Genomic DNA, 16,573 nt, shown 5'->3' on the forward strand with positions numbered 1-16,573 from the left:
CGGTGACCTTACTGGGGGTGGCCGACGACCCGAGCTGCTACAGCCGCCTCGTCAACGACTGGATCTGCGCGGACTACGTCGCCGACCGGCGCTCCGAGATCGTCGACGCGACCCTCCAGCACCTCGGGATCACGGTCGTGTCGGTGCTCCTCGGGCTGGTCATCGCCTTCCCCCTCGCGCTGCTCGCGCGGCGGCTGCCGCGCCTGGAGTCGACCGTCCTGGCGATCACGACCGGCATCTACACCGTCCCCTCGCTCGCGCTGTTCCCGCTGCTGGTGCCGTTCACCGGGCTGACCGCCACGACGGTCGTCATCGGGCTGGCGCTCTACGCCCTCACGATCCTGGTCCGCAGCCTGCTGGAGGGCCTGCGCGCGGTGCCCGCCGACGTGCGGGAGTCGGCCACCGGCCTCGGCTACGGCCGCGGCGGCCTGCTGCTCAAGGTCGAGCTGCCGCTCGCGCTGCCCGTCGTGATGGCCGGGCTCCGGGTCGCGACGGTGTCGACGGTCGCGCTGACGACGGTCGGCTCGCTGGTGGCCTACGGCGGGCTCGGCAACCTGATCAAGGACGGCGTGCTCACCAACTTCCGCGCCGAGCTGTTCACCGCCTCGGTGCTGTGCGTGGTCCTGGCGGTGCTCCTCGACGTGGTCCTGGTGCTGGCGCAGCGAGCGCTGACGCCGTGGACGAGGGGAGCGCGCGCATGAGGGTCTTCAGCGACATGTGGGCATACCTCTCCGACGGCGCGAGCTGGTCGGGGAGCGACGGGATCGCCGCGCTGCTCGGCCAGCAGCTGCTGCTGACCGTGACCGCCCTGCTGATGGCGATGGTCGTCGGGCTGCCGCTCGCGCTGTGGCTCGGTCACCTCGGGCGGGGCGGGTTCCTCGCCATCAACATCTCCAACGTGGGCCGGGCGATCCCGACCTTCGCGCTCCTCGGTCTCCTGGTCGTGGCGCCGTGGCCGGGCACCGACGGCCTGGGCCCGTACGGCCGCGCCGGGCTCGCCACCCTGATCGCGCTCACGCTCTTCGCCCTGCCGCCGATCATCACCAACGCCTACGTCGCCATGCGCGAGGTCCCGGCCGAGGTGCGCGAGGCCGCCCGGGGGATGGGCATGACGGGGACCCAGCGGTTCTGGCGCGTCGAGCTGCCGCTCGGCCTGCCGCTGGTCGTGTCCGGCCTTCGGCTGGCGCTGGTGCAGGTGTGGGCGACCGCGACCATCGCCGCGCTCGTCGCCGGCCCGGGGCTGGGCCAGGTGATCACCGACGGGTTCTTCCGCTCCAACTACGGCAAGGGCATCGCCGGCGCCCTCGTGGTGGCCGTGGTCGCATTGGTGCTCGAGCTGCTCGCCGCGCTCGTCCAGCGCGCCGCGGACCCCACCCGCAGGGGTGCGCCGCCCCGTGGTCGGAAGGACGCGCTGTCGGTGAACCCGGCTACCGTGGACCAGCCCGCCGAATCCGTCGGCTGACGACCCACCTCCGGACACGCGCAGCGACGCTGCGGGACACAGAAGGATCACCATGCACCTGGTTCGTTCGCTCGCCGCGGTCCTCGCGGCCAGCGCCCTCACGCTCACCGGCTGTGCCGGCGACGACCTGTCCAGCGACACCGACTCCGGCTCCGACGCGACCTCCGGCTCCGCCGACAAGGGCTCGCTGACCATCGCCGGTCAGAACTTCCCCGAGGCCACCCTCGTCGCGTCGATGTACGAGCAGCTGCTCGAGGACGCCGGCTACACCGTCGAGACCAAGCTCGTCGACTCGCGCGACGCCTACATGCCGACCTTCCCCGGCGACGTCGACATCGTCCCGGAGTACGTCGGCGGCATCGTCAACTTCCTCAACACCCAGGCCAACGGCGACCAGGCCGAGCCGTTCGAGGCCGGTGACGGCCAGCAGCTCGCCGACGACGGAGCCAGCCTCCTCGAGGACGCCGGGATCGAGCTCCTCGACATCTCGCCGGCCACCGACACCAATGCCTTCTTCGTCACCCAGGAGTACTCCGAGTCCGAGGGCGTCACCACGCTCTCCGACCTCGAGGGCACGAGCGTCGTGCTCGCCGCGGCGCCCGACTGCGAGGGTCGCCTCGACTGCGAGGGCGGCCTGTCCGACCAGTACGGCATCGACGTCACCAAGGTGCTGGAGCTCGGCTACGCCTCCGACCAGACCTACCAGTCGGTGCTCAGCGGCGAGTCCCAGCTCGGTGAGACCTCCACCACCGACGGCACCCTGGAGTCGCAGGGCCTCGTCGTCCTCGAGGACGACAAGGAGATCCAGCCCGCCCAGAACCTGGTGCCGGCCGTCTCCGCCGAGTTCCTCGCCGACCACCCCGACGTGGCCGACATCCTCAACCCGCTGATGGCCGCGCTCACCACCGAGAACCTCACCGAGATGAACGGCCAGATGGCCGTCGACCGTGCCAAGCCCGAGGACGTCGCCAACGACTTCCTCACCTCGGAGGGCCTGCTCGGCTGATCGTCAGACCTCGTGGTCCCGGAGTGCCAAGGCCTCCGGGGCCACGGTCGTCTCGTCGAGGACCGACGGCGGGATCGAGAGCCGCCAGGCGCCGGTCGCGATGTCCTGGGCCCGGGGGGCCGGCCCGTCGAGCGTCGCGACCCACCCCATCAGCGCCGTGACGTCGGCGCGGCGGTCCTGCTCGACCAGCCAGCCGGCGAGGCGGTGCACCGGCGGCAGCCCGCTGTGCACGAGCGAGCGGCGGCCCCACAGCTCCAGCACGCCGGAGCGCAGCAGCCGCCACCAGTCGGGCGTGCACCCGGGCACGAGCAGGAAGTAGCGCCACAGGTCGCCGGCCAGCACCCGGTCGCGGAAGACCCGCTCCACCTCGGCGTCGCCGTGCGCCTGCACCGACGACAGCGCCATCCGCTTGGTCTCCCACCGGTCGGTGAGGTCGGCCACCGACGACGCGCGGGTCTGGGTGATCGACCCGGCGCGGATCCGCCAGTGGTAGACGACCTCCTCGAGCACGTCGAAGGTGCCGTCGAGGAAGGCGCGGGTGGTCGTCGGCTGGTCCTCGTAGCGCACCCCCTCCGGCCAGGTCAGCCCCGCGGCGTCCCAGGCCGACCGGCGCCAGACCTTGTTCCACGCGAACACGTCGCCGAGGATCTCGGGCCGGTCCTCCACCCGCGCGCCCCGCAGCGGGCGGTGCAGGCGCCGCATCCACGGCGGCTCGGTGAGCGCGCCGTGCTCCCAGCGCACGACCGACCCGGTCGCGAGGTCGGAGCCCGACTCCTGCAGCGACCCGACCAGGTCGGCGTACGCGGTGCGGGGCAGCACGTCGTCGGAGTCGAGGAAGGCGACGTAGTCGCCGCGCACGTGGGCGACGCCGGTGTTGCGGGCCGCCCCGAGTCCCGCGTTGGCCTGGTGCACCACCGTGATCCGGTGGTCGCGGGCCGCCCAGGCCTCGGCCAGGTCGCCGGAGCGGTCGGTCGAGCCGTCGTCGACGATGACCGCCTGCCAGCGGGTGTGGGTCTGCGCGAGCAGCGAGCGCACGCAGTCGTCGAGGTAGTCCTCGACCCCCCACGCAGGGATCACCACCCCGAGCAGCGGGGCCCGGGAGAACAGCCGCTTCATGACCGACGACCCTAGGGGACCGCCGCGGGCACCGGGCGCCGGGCGTGGCGCCGGTAGGCTGCCCGCCGTGACCGAGCAGCCCAGAGCGATCGACGAGATGAACCCCGACGGAGTGTCCCGCAAGGTCCTCTTCGTCGCCGGCGCCGGACGCAGCGGCACCAGCACGCTGGCGGGCATCGTGTCCAAGCTGGGCATGCACGTGCCGCTGCCGGAGGTCCCGCCGGACGACTCCAACCCGCGCGGCTTCAGCGAGCCGCAGTGGGTCGTGGACGTCCACGACGAGTGGCTCGCCGAGGCGCTGGTCCAGGTCAGCGACGCACGCCCGAACGCGTGGTTCGACACCGGCCGCATCTGCAGCCGCGAGCCCGCGCGGATCCGGGTCAGCGAGTGGCTCGAGCCGCACTTCGCCGAGCACCCCGAGCTGGTCGTGAAGGACCCGCGGCTGAGCTGGTTCCTCGGCCTGTGGCGGGTCGCCGCGATCCGGACCGGCGCCACGCCGGTCTTCGCCACCATGCTGCGGCCGCCGGCCGAGGTGGTCGGGTCGAAGCAGAAGTACTACGCCAACAAGCTCGGCTCGGCCCACCTCGCGGCGAGCTGGGTCAACATGCTGCTCCACACCGAGCGCGCCACGCGGCCCGCCGAGGGCGACGGCGGCCGCGTCTTCGTGCGCTACGAGGACCTGCTGAGCGACTGGGTGCGGACGGTGACCGGGCTCGGCCACGCGCTGGACCTGCAGACGATCATCCACACCCGCAGCGACCAGATCCGCGAGGTGCACCGCTTCATCGACCCGACGCTGCGGCGGGTGACCTCGACGCTCGACGACCTCGGGCTGCCGCGACGCCTCCACGAGCTGACCGCGACCACGTGGGACGAGCTCAACAAGCTCGCCGACGAGGGCGGCGACACCCCGGCCGCGCACGCGACCTTCGACCAGCTGCGCGACGAGTACGTCGACCTCTACGACGAGGCGGCGGCGATCAGCCGCTCGTCGGCCGTCCACGCCCGCCTCCAGGGCCGCCGCCAGGCGTCCGCCGAGGCCGCGGCCGAGGCGCCGTCGAGGTCGCTCGCCGACCGGGTGCCCCACGACGTGCGCGCCGCGATCCCCCCGGGCGTGCGCCGCGGCGTGCGCAAGGCGCTCGGCCGCGAGCGGGACGCTGCGGGGACGGGGAACGAGCAGTGAGCGTCCCCGTCGGCGCCGGCCGGGGGATCACCAACCTCGAGGGCCACGCCGACTACGACATCGTCTGGCCCTGGGCCGACGAGCGCGGTGGGCCCGGCGCGCTGCGGCGTGGCGCCACCGCGGTGCTGCGGGTGAAGAACGAGGCCCCCGGCCTGCGGTTCGTGCTGCCGCCGCTGCTGCGCGCCTGCGACCACGTGCTGCTGGTCGACAACGGCTCCGACGACGGGACCGGCGAGGAGGCCCTGCGCGTCGCCGCCGAGCACGGTCTGTCGGACCGGTTCACGCTCAAGGAGTACCCCTTCGCGGTCGCCCGCGCCGGTGCCGAGCACCTCGCGGTCAACGAGCGCTCGGTGCACTCGCTGGCCTACTTCTACAACTGGTGCTTCTCCCACGTCCGCACCCGCTACTCCTGGAAGTGGGACGGCGACATGGTGCTGACGACCGAGGGCGAGGTGTCGATGTCCGACCTGTCCTGGCAGGTCGGGATGGCCGAGGCCGTGATCCGCTTCCCGCGCCACGGCCTCTACATCGAGTCTGACCGCCGCGCGTTCCTCGACCTGGGGCTGCGCAACATCGAGGAGTGGGGCTTCCCGATGAGCCCCGACTACGTCTACGCCAAGGCACCGGAGTGGGAGATCCGCACCACGCCGGACCGGATCGAGATGTTCGCGCTCCCGCAGGGGCTGTGCGTCGAGCTCAAGTGGCTCGACGGCGACGAGTTCGCCCACTGGACCAACCCCGAGTCGTTCGCGACCTCGATCCGCAACCGGCGCAAGCGCCGCGAGTGGCTGGTCTGGAACGCGCTCCACGACGGCCAGGTGCCCGAGGGCGTGGTGGAGATCGTCGCCCCCGAGGGCGTCCACGTCGTCGACCACGTCACCCACACCTGGCTGCCGCGCGCGCCGCGCCCGTTCGTCGTCGACGACCCCGACCACGCCAGGCTGCACCTGCGCGCCTGACCCGCGCTCCGTGAGGCGGTTCACACCCGCATCGGGATAGCCCCGCGCCGCCCGCCGGTTCCACCGGTTGGCGGCCGTCGCGATTCAACTGTTGTTAGTCGATTGACTTAGTGTTGTGTCTGCGACGGCCCGGGCACGTCTCCCGACGCCTGACGCCCCGCACTCGACGACGTACGACGAAAGGCTCACCGCCATGTCCGAGAACCTCCCGCAGATCGCGCCGCCCTCCTCGCGTCGCACCCCGCTCCTGGTGGGCGCCGCCGTCGTGGTGGTCCTCGCCGTCGTGGCGGCGGTGTTCCTCACCCGCGGCGACGACGCCGGTGCGACCGCCGGCGCCGAGAACCGCAAGGTCGTGCTCGGCACGGTCGGCGCCAGCGACCCGTACTGGCAGACCTTCGCCGACGCCGCCGCCGAGGAGGGCATCGACCTCGAGGTCCGCGACTTCGCCGACTACACCCAGCCCAACCCGGCGCTGACCGAGGGCGAGCTGGACGTGAACCAGTTCCAGCACCTCGTCTACATGGCCGAGTACAACACCGCCAACGACGGCGACATCGTGCCGCTCGGCTCGACGGCGATCTACCCGCTCGGCCTCTACTCGACGCAGTACGACTCGGTCGAGGAGATCCAGGACGGCGACACCGTCGTCGTGCCCGACGACGACAGCAACCAGGCCCGCGGCCTGCTGATCCTGCAGTCCGCCGGGCTCATCACGCTGAAGGACGGCGGCACGATCTACTCCACCCTCGCCGACATCGACGAGGACGCCTCCCGCGTCGAGGTCAAGGCGATCAAGGCCGACCTGACCCCGACCTCGCTGCCCGACGTCGCCGCCGCGATCGTCAACAACGACTTCGTGGAGAAGGCCGGGCTGGAGTTCGAGGACGCCCTCGCCACCGACGACGCCTCGGACCCCAACGCGCTGCCCTACGTCAACGTCTTCGCGGTCCGCGCCGAGGACCGTGACGACCCGACGCTGCTCAAGCTCGTCGAGATCTACCAGGACACCCAGGCCGTGCTCGACGGCGTGCAGGACGTCTCCGGCGGCACCGCCGAGCTGGTGAAGGTCCCGCAGGACGAGCTGCAGACGGCCCTCGACAAGGTCGAGGCCGACACCGCGGCCCAGCAGTAGCCCGTCCAGCAGTCCGAGCAGAACCACAGGAGGAGTCCACGATGCCGCTCGTCGAGCTGACCGACGTGCACAAGACGTTCCCGGGAGGTCGCGGCCGCGCGCCGGTCGAGGCCATCCGCGGGGTCGACCTGAGCGTCGAGGAGGGCGAGATCGTCGGCATCGTGGGCTACTCCGGCGCCGGCAAGTCGACGCTGGTGCGGCTGGTCAACGCCCTCGAGACCACGACCTCGGGGAGCGTGCGGATCGCCGGCCGCGAGATCACCGGCCTCAAGGAGCGCGAGCTGCGCGAGGTGCGCCTCGGGATCGGGATGATCTTCCAGCAGTTCAACCTGTTCCGCTCCCGGACGGTGTGGGGCAACGTCGCCTACCCGCTGGAGGTGGCGGGCGTCGCGAAGCCCGAGCGGGACAAGCGGATCTCCGACCTGCTCCACTTCGTCGGCCTCGCCGACAAGGCGCACGCCCACGTCGAGGAGCTCTCGGGCGGGCAGAAGCAGCGCGTCGGCATCGCCCGCGCGCTTGCCACCAGCCCGAAGCTGCTGCTGGCCGACGAGTCGACGAGCGCCCTCGACCCGGAGACCACCCAGGAGGTGCTGGCGCTGCTGCGCCGGGTCAACCGCGAGCTCGGCATCACCATCGTGGTGATCACCCACGAGATGGACGTGGTCCGCAGCCTGGCCCACCGCGTCGTCGTGATGGAGGCGGGGCGGATCGTGGAGGAGGGGCCGGTCCTGCAGGTGATGTCCGACCCGCAGCAGCCCGTCACCCGCCGCTTCGTGGGCACCATCGTCGACGACGAGCCCGACGCGGAGGCGCTGGCCGCGCTGCACGCGCGCCACCCCGGCCGCTTCGTCAAGCTCGCCTTCCGCGGCGACGAGGTGCGCCAGAGCGACGTGTTCGCGCTGCTGCTGAAGCACGGCGTGCGCTTCGAGCTCGTCTACGGCGGGATCGAGGAGGTGCAGGGCGACACATTCGGCAACCTGACCCTCGCCCTCGACGGCGAGCACGGGGCGGTGGACGCCGCCCTCGACGACGTACGGGCACTCGTCCCGGTGAAGGAGCTCCAGCGATGAGCGACAGCAACATCGGCCAGCTCTGGCCGCTCTTCTGGACCGCGGCCTGGGAGACCCTCTACATGGTCGCCCTCACCCTGACCATGGGCGGCCTGCTCGGGCTGCTCCTCGGGCTCGCGCTCTACGTCACCCGCAGCGGCGGTCTCTACGCCAGCCGCCCGGTCAACGCGGTGCTCAACGTGCTGGTCAACTTCTTCCGGCCGATCCCGTTCGTCATCTTCATCGCGGCCGTGCAGCCGCTCGCCCGGGTCGTCGTCGGCACCGGCATCGGCAACCCGGCGATCGTCTTCGGCCTGACCGTCGCGGCGATGTTCGGCATCAGCCGGATCGTCGAGCAGAACCTGGTGACCGTCGACCCCGGCGTCATCGAGGCGGCCCGCTCGGTCGGGGCCAGCCGGGCCCGGATCGTGCGCACGGTGGTCATCCCCGAGGCGCTCGGCCCGCTCGTGCTCGGCTACACCTTCGTGTTCGTGGCGATCGTCGACATGACCGCGATCGCCGGCGTGATCGGTGGCGGCGGGCTCGGCAACTTCGCCCTGCAGTACGGCTTCCGCCAGTTCGACACCGTCGTCACCTGGACCGCCGTCGTGGTGATCGTGGCGCTCGTGCAGGTCGGCCAGCTTGCCGGCAACACCGCGGCGCGGCGGATCCTGCGCCGCTGAGCCCCGTTCGCTTCAGAGCAGGAGCAGCGGCAGCGCCATGACGACGGTGAGCACGAGTGTCAGCCACGGGCCCAGTCGATCGAGTCCGCGCGACGCCGCGTCCTCGCGCATCGTGCCCGCGCCGCCGGCCTCGTCCGGGCCGATCACGGGGTCGGAGAGGTCGGGACCGCGCAGGGCCAGTGCGGTGTGCACGGCCAAGAGGGCGACGCCCGCTCCCAGAGCGGGGACCGCCGGCACCGTGAGCAGGGTCTGCCGGGCGAGGACGAGGACGGCGACGAACAGCGCGATCGGCGCGATGCACCCCACCAGTGCCACCCACCAGCGGCGCACGAGGGCACGCAGCAGCGCCTCTGCGAACCGGACGAGCAGAGCGGACCCGGCGGCGGCCAGCGCCACGACCGCGACCAGCCCCGTGGTGAGCTCGAGGTCGTCGCCCGTGCGCCAGGCCGCCACCGCGCCGAGCGTGAGCAGCATCGAGACCAGTCCCAGCCCGGTGGTCGCAACCTCGCGCGCCAGGTCGGAGGACGGGGCTGCCGGAGCGAGGTCGAGGTCGTCGGCGTAGGTCACCGGGTCGCCGAACGCCGATCGCGCGGATTCGCCGCTCTCGGCGCAGTGCGCCTCGACCTCGGCGAGGGCGGCTCCGATCCGTCGGCCGTCGACGCCGCGCAGGCGCAGCTCGAGCAGGAAGGCCTCGGACCAGTCGGTCTCGACGTGGGGCGTACGGGTGTCGATCGTCATCAGGGAGCCTTCCGGGTCGGCGCGGCGTGCGCAGGGCTGTCGAGGAACGAGGTGGTCAAGTCGGCGAAGGCCCGCCAGTGCTCGGCCTGGCGCTCGTGCTCCGCGCGTCCGGCGTCGGTGAGCGAGTAGAACTTCCGCCCCGGGCCGCCGTCGCCGGCGCGCCACTCGACGGAGACCAGGCCGGCCTCCTCGAGGCGTCCGAGCAGCGGGTAGAGCGTGCCGCCCTTGATGGTGCCGAGGCCGGCGTCGGCCAGCGTGCTGGCCACCGCGTAGCCGTAGGTCGGTCCGTCGGCGATCACGTGGAGCACGCAGACGCTGAGCGCACCCCGGAGCCACTCCGTCGGCCAGCTGGTCTCGCTGGAGTAGGTTGTCGCCATGACTAGATCGTCACGCCAACTAGTCGGCGCGTCAACCCTCTGCGGCCCGTCGGCGTGGCGTGCGTCACCCCTGCGGCGGGTTACCGCCCGGAATCGGCGGGCGTAGGCTCGGTGTTGATCGCAGTAGATCGGTACCCGCGAGGGACTGAAACGAAGAGGTCACACCATGACGCATGACCCTGCCTTCCGGGTGGGCGTGATCGGAGCCGGCCGTGTCGGCGCCGTCCTCGCCCGGGTGCTCCGCGACGCCGGCCACGACGTGGTCGCGGCCGCCGGCGAGTCCGACGCCTCCCGCGGGCGGATCGAGGCGCTGCTCCCCGGGGTGGAGGGCGCCAAGCCCACCGAGGTCGCGCGCGCCAGCGACTTGCTGCTGCTCACGGTGCCCGACGACATGCTCGCCAACGTGGTGCGCGTGCTCAGCGACAGCGGCGCCATCCGGGCGGGCCAGGTCGTGGTGCACACCAGCGGCCGGCACGGCCTCGCGGTGCTCGAGCCGGCCCGTGCGCTCGGCGCCCCGACCGTCGCGATGCACCCGGCGATGACCTTCACCGGCACCGCGGTCGACCTGCCGCGCCTGACCGGCTGCGTGTTCGGCGTGACGGCGGACGACGCCGACCGGGAGCTGACCGAGCGCCTCGTCGCGGACCTGGGCGGCCGTCCGATGTGGGTCCCCGAGGACCGTCGCACGCTCTACCACGCCGGTCTGGCGCACGGCGCCAACCACCTCGTCACCCTCGTCTCGGAGGCGATGGAGATCCTCTCCGCCGCCGGCGCCGACGACCCGGCCGCCACGCTCCGCCCGCTGCTGACCGCGGCCCTCGACAACGCCCTCGGCCACGGCGACGCCGCCCTCACCGGTCCGATCGTGCGCGGCGACGTGGAGACCGTCCGGGCCCACCTCGCCGACCTCCTCGCCAACGCGCCGCAGACGCTGCCGTCCTACCTCGCGCTCGCCCACGCGACGCTCGGCCGGGCCGCCACCGACGGTCGGCTGCTGCCGATCCGCGCCGCCAAGATGGCCCAGGTCCTCGACGCCGCCGAGGCGTTCGTGGCCGCGGGCACCGACCGGCGGTGACCTCGACGCCCGTCCTCGCGCGCACCCGCGAGGAGCTCGCCGCGCTGCTCGCCGACGCCCGTCGCGACGGACGACGGGTCGCGTTCGTCCCGACCATGGGCGCCCTGCACGCGGGGCACGCCAGCCTGATGCGCACCGCCCGCGCCGCGACCGACGGACCGGTCGTGGTCAGCATCTTCGTCAACCCGATGCAGTTCTCCCCGACCGAGGACCTCGACCGCTACCCCCGCACCCTCGACGCCGACCTCGAGGTGTGCGCCGCCGAGGGCGTCGACGTCGTCTTCGCGCCCGCCGTCGAGGAGATGTACGCCGGCGGCTTCCGCCACGACTCCGCGCACGACGGCGTCACCGTCGCGCCCGGCGCGCTCGCGACGATCCTCGACGGGGAGTCGCGGCCGGGACACTTCGACGGCGTGCTCACCGTGGTGGCCAAGCTCTTCGGGCTGGTCCGCCCGGACGTCGCGGTCTTCGGCCAGAAGGACTACCAGCAGCTCGTCCTGGTGCGACGGATGGTGCAGGACCTGTGCCTGGGCATCGAGGTCGTGGGCGCCGAGACGGTCCGCGAGGCCGACGGCCTCGCGCTGTCGAGCCGCAACGCCTACCTCGACGCCGACCAGCGCCGCGCCGCTGTCGTGCTGTCCCGGGCGCTGCGTGCCGCGCAGGACCGCGCGGCCTACGGCGTGCCCGCCGCGCGATGGGCGGCGATGTCGGTGCTCAAGGACGAGCCGTCGCTCGAGCTCGACTACCTCGCGCTCACCTCGGTCGACCTCGGGGAGCCGCCGGAGACCGGCGAGGGCCGGATCCTCGTCGCCGCCCGGCTCGGCAGCACGCGACTGATCGACAACCTGCCGATCGTGTTCGACCGCATCGCCCCCGATGCGAGACAGGCGGGGACCGCACCTGCGGCCTCGACCACACCCTGAGAGGAGCGGCTGATGCTGCGCACCATGATGACGTCCAAGATCCACCGGGCCACCGTCACCCAGGCCGACCTGCACTACGTCGGCTCGGTGACCGTCGACCAGGACCTGCTCGACGCCGCCGACCTGCTGCCCGGCGAGCTCGTGCACATCGTCGACGTCACCAACGGCGCCCGCCTGGAGACGTACACGATCGCCGGCGAGCGCGGCTCCGGCGTGATCGGGATCAACGGCGCCGCCGCACGCCTCGTGCACCCCGGCGACGTGGTGATCCTCATCGCCTACGGCCAGATGACCACCGAGGAGGCGCGCGAGCACCAGCCGCACGTGGTGTTCGTCGACGCCGACAACGCGATCATGGGCACCGGCTTCGACCCGGCCGAGACGTTCGACGACGAGACCCTGCGGCGGGGCGACGCGCTGGCTCGATAGGTTGCCGGGATGAGCGAGAGCCTGCCCGGTCGCCTGCGCGCGCCGGCCCCCGGGTGGACGACCCGGGCCGACGTCGTCGTGGTGGGGTCCGGCATCGCCGGGCTGACGGCCGCGCTGCGCATCCACGCGGCCGACCCCGACCTGCGACTGCTGGTCGTCACCAAGGACGTGCTCGCCGCCGGCTCGACGCAGTGGGCCCAGGGTGGGATCGCAGCCGCGCTGGGTCCGGGCGACACCCCCGAGCAGCACGAGCGCGACACGCTGGTGGCCGGCGCCGGGGCCTGCGACGTCGAGGCCGTGCGGGTGCTGGTGACCGAGGGGCCCGACGCCGTGCGCGAGCTGATCGCGCTCGGCACCCAGTTCGACCACCACCCCGACGGCGAGCTGTCCCTGACCCGCGAGGGCGGGCACCACCGCGACCGGATCGCCCACGCCGGGGGCGACGCCACGGGCGCCGAGATCCAGCGCGCGCTGATCGCCGCGGTCGAGCGCGCGCCCGCGATCGAGGTCGTGCAGCACGCGCTCGCCGTCGACCTGCTGACGGCCCCCGACGGAGGGGTGGCCGGGCTGACCCTGCACGTGCTCGGGGAGGGGCAGCACGACGGCGTCGGCGCCGTCCACTGCCGGGCGGTCGTGCTCGCCTCCGGCGGACTGGGGCAGGTGTTCAGCCAGTCCACCAACCCGAGCGTGTCGACCGGCGACGGGATGGCGCTCGCGCTCCGCGCGGGCGCGCGGGTGCGCGACCTCGAGTTCGTCCAGTTCCACCCGACGGTGATGTGGCTGGGTCCCGAGTCGCAGGGCCAGCAGCCGCTCATCTCGGAGGCGGTGCGCGGCGAGGGCGCGTTCCTCGTCGACTTCGAGGGCACCCGCTTCATGCAGGGCCAGCACGAGCTGGCCGACCTCGCACCTCGCGACGTCGTCGCCAAGGCGATCACCCGCCGGATGCTCGAGACCGGCCGGCCGCACATGTGGCTCGACGCCCGCCACCTCGGAGCCGCGTTCTGGGAGCGCCGGTTCCCCACCATCCTCCGCGTCTGCCGCGAGCACGGCGTCGACCCGGTGACCGAGCTGATCCCGGTGGCGCCCGCGCAGCACTACGCCTCGGGCGGCGTCGCCACCGACCTGTGGGGCCGCACCAGCGTCGCCGGGCTCTACGCCACCGGCGAGGTCGCCTGCTCGGGGGTCCACGGCGCCAACCGGCTGGCCTCGAACTCGCTGCTCGAGGGGCTGGTCTTCTCCCGCAGGATCGCCGACGTGCTGCCCACCGAGCTGCGGCCCTGGGCCGAGCCCGCCGACGACGCGCGACCCGTCGGGCTGGTCTCGGGCGACCGGCGCCGCGCGCTCCAGGAGGTGATGACCGCACGGGTGGGGGTGCTGCGCCAGGCCGACGGCCTCGCCGAGGCCCTCGACGTCCTCGCGGCCCTCGAGCACGGCGACCCCGTGGTCGGCACGCCCGCCTGGGAGACCACCAACCTGGTCACGGTCAGCACCGCCCTCACCGAGGCCGCCTCGCTCCGCACCGAGACCCGCGGCTCGCACTGGCGCGAGGACTTCCCCGACCGCGACGACACCCGCGCCGGGCACGTCGACGCGTGGCTCGAACCCGACGGCACGGTCCGCGTCGAGTGGTCGCACGCACCCTCGACCGACCCGACCACGACGGAGGCCCCGGCATGAGCACCCCCTTCGACACCACGGCCGCGCTCCCGGCCGACGTCCGCGCCGACCTGGCCGCGGCCGGGCTCGACGAGGCGTACGTCCGCGACGTCGTCCGCCGAGCCCTGGCCGAGGACCTCCCCGACGGTCCGCCCGACCCCACCAGCTGGGCCACGATCGCGGAGGACGCCACCGCAGAGGCCGTCCTCGCGGCCCGCGAGCCGGGCGTCGTGGCGGGGCTCGCGGTCGCGGCCCTCGTCTTCCACCTCCTCGGCACCGACGTCACCCACCGGCTGCCAGACGGCACCCGCGTCGAGCGCGGCGACGTGGTGCTGCGCGTCGCCGGACCGACCCGCCAGCTGCTCGTCGCCGAGCGCACCGCCCTCAACCTCGCCAGCCACCTGTCCGGCATCGCCACCGCGACCGCTCGCTGGGTCGAGGCGCTCGCGGGGTCGCCGACCCGGGTCCTCGACACCCGCAAGACGCTGCCCGGCCTGCGCGCGCTGCAGAAGTACGCGGTGCGCTGCGGGGGCGGGGTCAACCACCGCTTCGGCCTCACCGACATGGCGATGGTCAAGGACAACCACGTGATCGCCGCGGGTGGGGTGGTGCCGGCGCTGGCCGCGATCCGCGCCGGCTACCCCGGGCTGCCCGTCGAGGTCGAGGTGACCACCCTCGACCAGCTCGACGAGCTGCTCGCGCTGCCCGAGGTGCCCGAGCGGGTGCTGCTCGACAACATGGACGACGCGACCATGACCGAGGCGGTGCGCCGGACCGCGGGTCGGGTGCCGCTCGAGGCCAGCGGCGGCATCACCCTCGAGCGGGCCGCGCGGATCGGGGCCACCGGCGTCGACTTCGTCTCGGTCGGCGCCCTCACCCACTCCGTCGTCGTCCTCGACCTCGGCCTCGACCTCGTCGAATGAGCACCGCACCCACCAGGAGTCACTGACATGACGCTCCTCGCCGCCGACATCGGCAACAGCCACACGTTCCTCGGCGTGCTCGACGGCGAGGAGGTCACCGCCCACTGGCGGGTCGCGACCGACGAGCGCCGCACCGCCGACGAGTGGTCGGTGCTGATCCGGGGCCTGCTCGGCCCGGCCCTCGACTCCGTCGACGGCATCGCGGTGTGCGCGACCGTCCCCGCGGTCCTGCACGAGTGGCGCGAGATGATCGAGCGCCACCTCTCCCACGTCCGCGCGATCGTGGTCGAGCCCGGGATCCGGACCGGGATCCCCGTCCTGATGGACAACCCGCGCGAGGTCGGCACCGACCGCATCGTCAACTCGCTCGCCGCCGCCACCCTCCACGGGGGTCCGGCGATCGTCGTCGACTTCGGCACCGCGACCACCTTCGACGTCGTGAACCGCCGCGGTCAGTACGTCGGCGGGGCGATTTCCCCGGGGATCGAGATCTCCCTCGAGGCGCTCGGCCGCCGCGGCGCCCAGCTGCGCAAGGTGGAGCTCGCGCGACCGCGGTCGGTGATCGCGAAGAACACCGTCGAGGCGCTGCAGAGCGGCATGGTCTTCGGCGTCGCCGCGCAGGTGGAGGGCCTGGTGGCGCGCATGATCGCCGAGCTCGCGGAGCCTGTCGCCGACGTCTCGGTCATTTCCACCGGGCACCTCGCGCCCCTCGTCGTCGACGATTGCGGGTGTTTCACCGACCATTCCCCGTGGCTCACGCTCCAGGGTTTACGACTGGTATTCGAGCGCAATTCCTGAATTGCCTTGTCAGGTCTTTCCTGACCCTTTTGTGCGCGCGCTTGTTTGCTGCCACACTGCTTTTCGTCCGCAATTGTGAAAAGCAAAGGAATTCGCCATGGCTCAAAAGGTCAACATCGTTCTCGTCGACGACCTCGACGGCACCGAGGCCACCGAGACGGTGACGTTCGGGCTCGACGGCACCTCCTACGAGATCGACCTCAACGACGCCAACGCGGCGGCCCTGCGCGAGGCGCTCAGCGGCTACGTCGGCCACGCGCGCAAGGTGACCGGCGGCGCGCGCCGCACCCGTCGCTCGTCGGGCGGCTCCTCGTCCTCGTCGTCGAACACCAAGGACGTGCGCGAGTGGGCCAAGGCGCAGGGCATGGAGGTCTCCGAGCGCGGCCGGATCTCCGCGGACGTGCAGCAGGCCTACGACGCCGCGCACTGATCACTGCCGACCCCGTGGGCTTCCGGCGGCGCGCCGCGATGCGCGCGTGGGGCCGCGACGTCGTCCGTGAGCACACGCCGGCGGTGGCCGGGCTGATGGGGTTGCGGGAACCGCTGCCCCGCGTGCGCGTGCACGTGGTGCGGCGCGCGGACGTCGCGGCGTACTGCGTGCGCAACCACGTGCTGCTGTCCGAGCCGTGGTTCGCCGAGCACCCCGACGACGCGGGGGCCGTGGTCCACGAGCTCTCCCACGCGCTCCTGGCGCTCACCCGGATCCCGCCCGGCACGTCGTGGCTGCTCGAGGGCGTCGCCGACCTCGCGCGCAACCACGTGGGGCTGCACGCCCCCTGGTCCGCGCCGCACCACGAGCCGGGCGCCGCGACGGCCGGCTACCAGACCACCGCCCACTTCCTGGCCTGGCTGGAGGAACGGTCGCCGGGCACGGTCGCCCACGCGGTGGAGCAGGCCCGCCGCGGTCGTCACGACGAGCAGCGGTTCACGCCCGACGGGCGGGCGCTGGCGGACGTCGTGGCGGACTACGAGGCGGCGCAGGCCGGGTGAGAGCCCCGTCGGTGGCGGCGTCGCCCGTTCGCTGTCAGCGGACGCTCTGGTGAGCGGAGCGGGAACACGTAGGC

General features: G+C 73.0%; 19 protein-coding genes. 16 read left to right on the plus strand and 3 right to left on the minus strand.

Features of this window, described 5'->3' with window-relative positions; translation table 11 throughout:
- Positions 1 to 2: 2 nt before the first annotated feature.
- From LN652_RS15740 to LN652_RS15750, 3 genes are read left to right on the plus strand one after another with little or no spacing between them, the layout of a single operon-like run.
- Positions 3 to 701 (plus strand): ABC transporter permease, encoded by a 699-nt coding sequence (locus tag LN652_RS15740; protein ID WP_230441554.1) that lies wholly within the window; start codon positions 3 to 5, stop codon positions 699 to 701.
- Positions 698 to 1,462 carry an ABC transporter permease gene (locus LN652_RS15745; protein WP_230441555.1) on the plus strand — a complete coding sequence of 255 codons (765 nt, stop codon included), beginning with the start codon at positions 698 to 700 and terminating at the stop codon, positions 1,460 to 1,462. Before LN652_RS15740 ends, LN652_RS15745 begins: the two co-directional genes overlap by 4 nt.
- 52 nt (positions 1,463 to 1,514) lie before the next feature.
- Complete coding sequence (locus LN652_RS15750; protein ID WP_230441556.1) at positions 1,515 to 2,468, plus strand: ABC transporter substrate-binding protein; 954 nt, start codon at positions 1,515 to 1,517, stop codon at positions 2,466 to 2,468.
- Positions 2,469 to 2,471: 3 nt separating this feature from the next.
- Here the strand turns inward: LN652_RS15750 and LN652_RS15755 are convergent, their stop codons facing one another.
- Complete coding sequence (locus LN652_RS15755) at positions 2,472 to 3,584, minus strand: glycosyltransferase family 2 protein (RefSeq protein WP_230441557.1); 1,113 nt, start codon at positions 3,582 to 3,584, stop codon at positions 2,472 to 2,474.
- Positions 3,585 to 3,651: 67 nt separating this feature from the next.
- Here LN652_RS15755 and LN652_RS15760 point away from each other — a divergent pair, with 67 nt between their 5' ends.
- The 5 genes from LN652_RS15760 (at position 3,652) to LN652_RS15780 (ending at position 8,590) form a co-directional block, all read left to right on the plus strand.
- Positions 3,652 to 4,767, plus strand: coding sequence for a sulfotransferase family protein (locus LN652_RS15760; protein WP_230441558.1), 1,116 nt, complete (start codon positions 3,652 to 3,654; stop codon positions 4,765 to 4,767).
- Complete coding sequence (locus tag LN652_RS15765) at positions 4,764 to 5,726, plus strand: glycosyltransferase (protein ID WP_230441559.1); 963 nt, start codon at positions 4,764 to 4,766, stop codon at positions 5,724 to 5,726. Before LN652_RS15760 ends, LN652_RS15765 begins: the two co-directional genes overlap by 4 nt.
- 193 nt (positions 5,727 to 5,919) lie before the next feature.
- Complete coding sequence (locus LN652_RS15770; RefSeq protein ID WP_230441560.1) at positions 5,920 to 6,858, plus strand: MetQ/NlpA family ABC transporter substrate-binding protein; 939 nt, start codon at positions 5,920 to 5,922, stop codon at positions 6,856 to 6,858.
- 41 nt (positions 6,859 to 6,899) lie between these two features.
- Complete coding sequence (locus LN652_RS15775) at positions 6,900 to 7,928, plus strand: methionine ABC transporter ATP-binding protein (protein ID WP_230441561.1); 1,029 nt, start codon at positions 6,900 to 6,902, stop codon at positions 7,926 to 7,928.
- Positions 7,925 to 8,590: a methionine ABC transporter permease gene (locus tag LN652_RS15780; protein ID WP_230441562.1), complete on the plus strand. Its 666-nt coding sequence runs from the start codon at positions 7,925 to 7,927 to the stop codon at positions 8,588 to 8,590. Before LN652_RS15775 ends, LN652_RS15780 begins: the two co-directional genes overlap by 4 nt.
- A 12-nt stretch (positions 8,591 to 8,602) precedes the next feature.
- Here the strand turns inward: LN652_RS15780 and LN652_RS15785 are convergent, their stop codons facing one another.
- Positions 8,603 to 9,328 (minus strand): hypothetical protein, encoded by a 726-nt coding sequence (locus tag LN652_RS15785; protein WP_230441563.1) that lies wholly within the window; start codon positions 9,326 to 9,328, stop codon positions 8,603 to 8,605.
- A complete protein-coding gene (locus LN652_RS15790) occupies positions 9,328 to 9,705 on the minus strand; it encodes a PadR family transcriptional regulator (protein ID WP_329958434.1) in 378 nt (125 codons plus the stop codon). The genes LN652_RS15785 and LN652_RS15790 overlap by 1 nt, the downstream gene beginning before the upstream one ends.
- Positions 9,706 to 9,871: 166 nt before the next feature.
- Here LN652_RS15790 and LN652_RS15795 point away from each other — a divergent pair, with 166 nt between their 5' ends.
- From LN652_RS15795 to LN652_RS15830, 8 genes are all read left to right on the plus strand, one after another.
- Positions 9,872 to 10,780, plus strand: a complete 909-nt coding sequence (locus tag LN652_RS15795) for a Rossmann-like and DUF2520 domain-containing protein (protein ID WP_230441564.1) — start codon at positions 9,872 to 9,874, stop codon at positions 10,778 to 10,780.
- Positions 10,777 to 11,703 carry a pantoate--beta-alanine ligase gene (panC, locus tag LN652_RS15800; RefSeq protein WP_230441565.1) on the plus strand — a complete coding sequence of 309 codons (927 nt, stop codon included), beginning with the start codon at positions 10,777 to 10,779 and terminating at the stop codon, positions 11,701 to 11,703. Before LN652_RS15795 ends, panC begins: the two co-directional genes overlap by 4 nt.
- Positions 11,704 to 11,715: 12 nt before the next feature.
- Complete coding sequence (gene panD / locus LN652_RS15805; RefSeq protein ID WP_230441566.1) at positions 11,716 to 12,132, plus strand: aspartate 1-decarboxylase; 417 nt, start codon at positions 11,716 to 11,718, stop codon at positions 12,130 to 12,132.
- A gap of 9 nt (positions 12,133 to 12,141) precedes the next feature.
- Positions 12,142 to 13,809: an L-aspartate oxidase gene (locus tag LN652_RS15810; RefSeq protein WP_230441567.1), complete on the plus strand. Its 1,668-nt coding sequence runs from the start codon at positions 12,142 to 12,144 to the stop codon at positions 13,807 to 13,809.
- Positions 13,806 to 14,711 carry a carboxylating nicotinate-nucleotide diphosphorylase gene (gene nadC / locus LN652_RS15815; protein ID WP_230441568.1) on the plus strand — a complete coding sequence of 302 codons (906 nt, stop codon included), beginning with the start codon at positions 13,806 to 13,808 and terminating at the stop codon, positions 14,709 to 14,711. Before LN652_RS15810 ends, nadC begins: the two co-directional genes overlap by 4 nt.
- 27 nt (positions 14,712 to 14,738) lie before the next feature.
- Positions 14,739 to 15,509: a type III pantothenate kinase gene (locus LN652_RS15820; RefSeq protein ID WP_230441569.1), complete on the plus strand. Its 771-nt coding sequence runs from the start codon at positions 14,739 to 14,741 to the stop codon at positions 15,507 to 15,509.
- A gap of 97 nt (positions 15,510 to 15,606) precedes the next feature.
- Entirely contained in the window at positions 15,607 to 15,939 is a 333-nt protein-coding gene (locus tag LN652_RS15825; protein ID WP_230441570.1) for a histone-like nucleoid-structuring protein Lsr2, read from the plus strand.
- Positions 15,940 to 15,953: 14 nt separating this feature from the next.
- Positions 15,954 to 16,499, plus strand: coding sequence for a basic secretory family protein (locus tag LN652_RS15830; RefSeq protein WP_230441571.1), 546 nt, complete (start codon positions 15,954 to 15,956; stop codon positions 16,497 to 16,499).
- Positions 16,500 to 16,573 lie beyond the last annotated feature (74 nt).

The organism is Nocardioides okcheonensis, from assembly GCF_020991065.1.
Taxonomy (GTDB): domain Bacteria; phylum Actinomycetota; class Actinomycetes; order Propionibacteriales; family Nocardioidaceae; genus Nocardioides; species Nocardioides okcheonensis.

Coding starts and splice junctions, on each gene's coding strand:
- LN652_RS15745 (WP_230441555.1), top strand. CDS start 698: ATGAGGGTCTTCAGCGACATGTGGGCATACCTCTCCGACGGCGCGAGC.
- LN652_RS15750 (WP_230441556.1), top strand. CDS start 1,515: ATGCACCTGGTTCGTTCGCTCGCCGCGGTCCTCGCGGCCAGCGCCCTC.
- LN652_RS15755 (WP_230441557.1), bottom strand. CDS start 3,584: ATGAAGCGGCTGTTCTCCCGGGCCCCGCTGCTCGGGGTGGTGATCCCT.
- LN652_RS15770 (WP_230441560.1), top strand. CDS start 5,920: ATGTCCGAGAACCTCCCGCAGATCGCGCCGCCCTCCTCGCGTCGCACC.
- LN652_RS15775 (WP_230441561.1), top strand. CDS start 6,900: ATGCCGCTCGTCGAGCTGACCGACGTGCACAAGACGTTCCCGGGAGGT.
- LN652_RS15780 (WP_230441562.1), top strand. CDS start 7,925: ATGAGCGACAGCAACATCGGCCAGCTCTGGCCGCTCTTCTGGACCGCG.
- LN652_RS15785 (WP_230441563.1), bottom strand. CDS start 9,328: ATGACGATCGACACCCGTACGCCCCACGTCGAGACCGACTGGTCCGAG.
- LN652_RS15790 (WP_329958434.1), bottom strand. CDS start 9,705: ATGGCGACAACCTACTCCAGCGAGACCAGCTGGCCGACGGAGTGGCTC.
- LN652_RS15795 (WP_230441564.1), top strand. CDS start 9,872: ATGACGCATGACCCTGCCTTCCGGGTGGGCGTGATCGGAGCCGGCCGT.
- panD (WP_230441566.1), top strand. CDS start 11,716: ATGCTGCGCACCATGATGACGTCCAAGATCCACCGGGCCACCGTCACC.
- LN652_RS15810 (WP_230441567.1), top strand. CDS start 12,142: ATGAGCGAGAGCCTGCCCGGTCGCCTGCGCGCGCCGGCCCCCGGGTGG.
- nadC (WP_230441568.1), top strand. CDS start 13,806: ATGAGCACCCCCTTCGACACCACGGCCGCGCTCCCGGCCGACGTCCGC.
- LN652_RS15820 (WP_230441569.1), top strand. CDS start 14,739: ATGACGCTCCTCGCCGCCGACATCGGCAACAGCCACACGTTCCTCGGC.
- LN652_RS15825 (WP_230441570.1), top strand. CDS start 15,607: ATGGCTCAAAAGGTCAACATCGTTCTCGTCGACGACCTCGACGGCACC.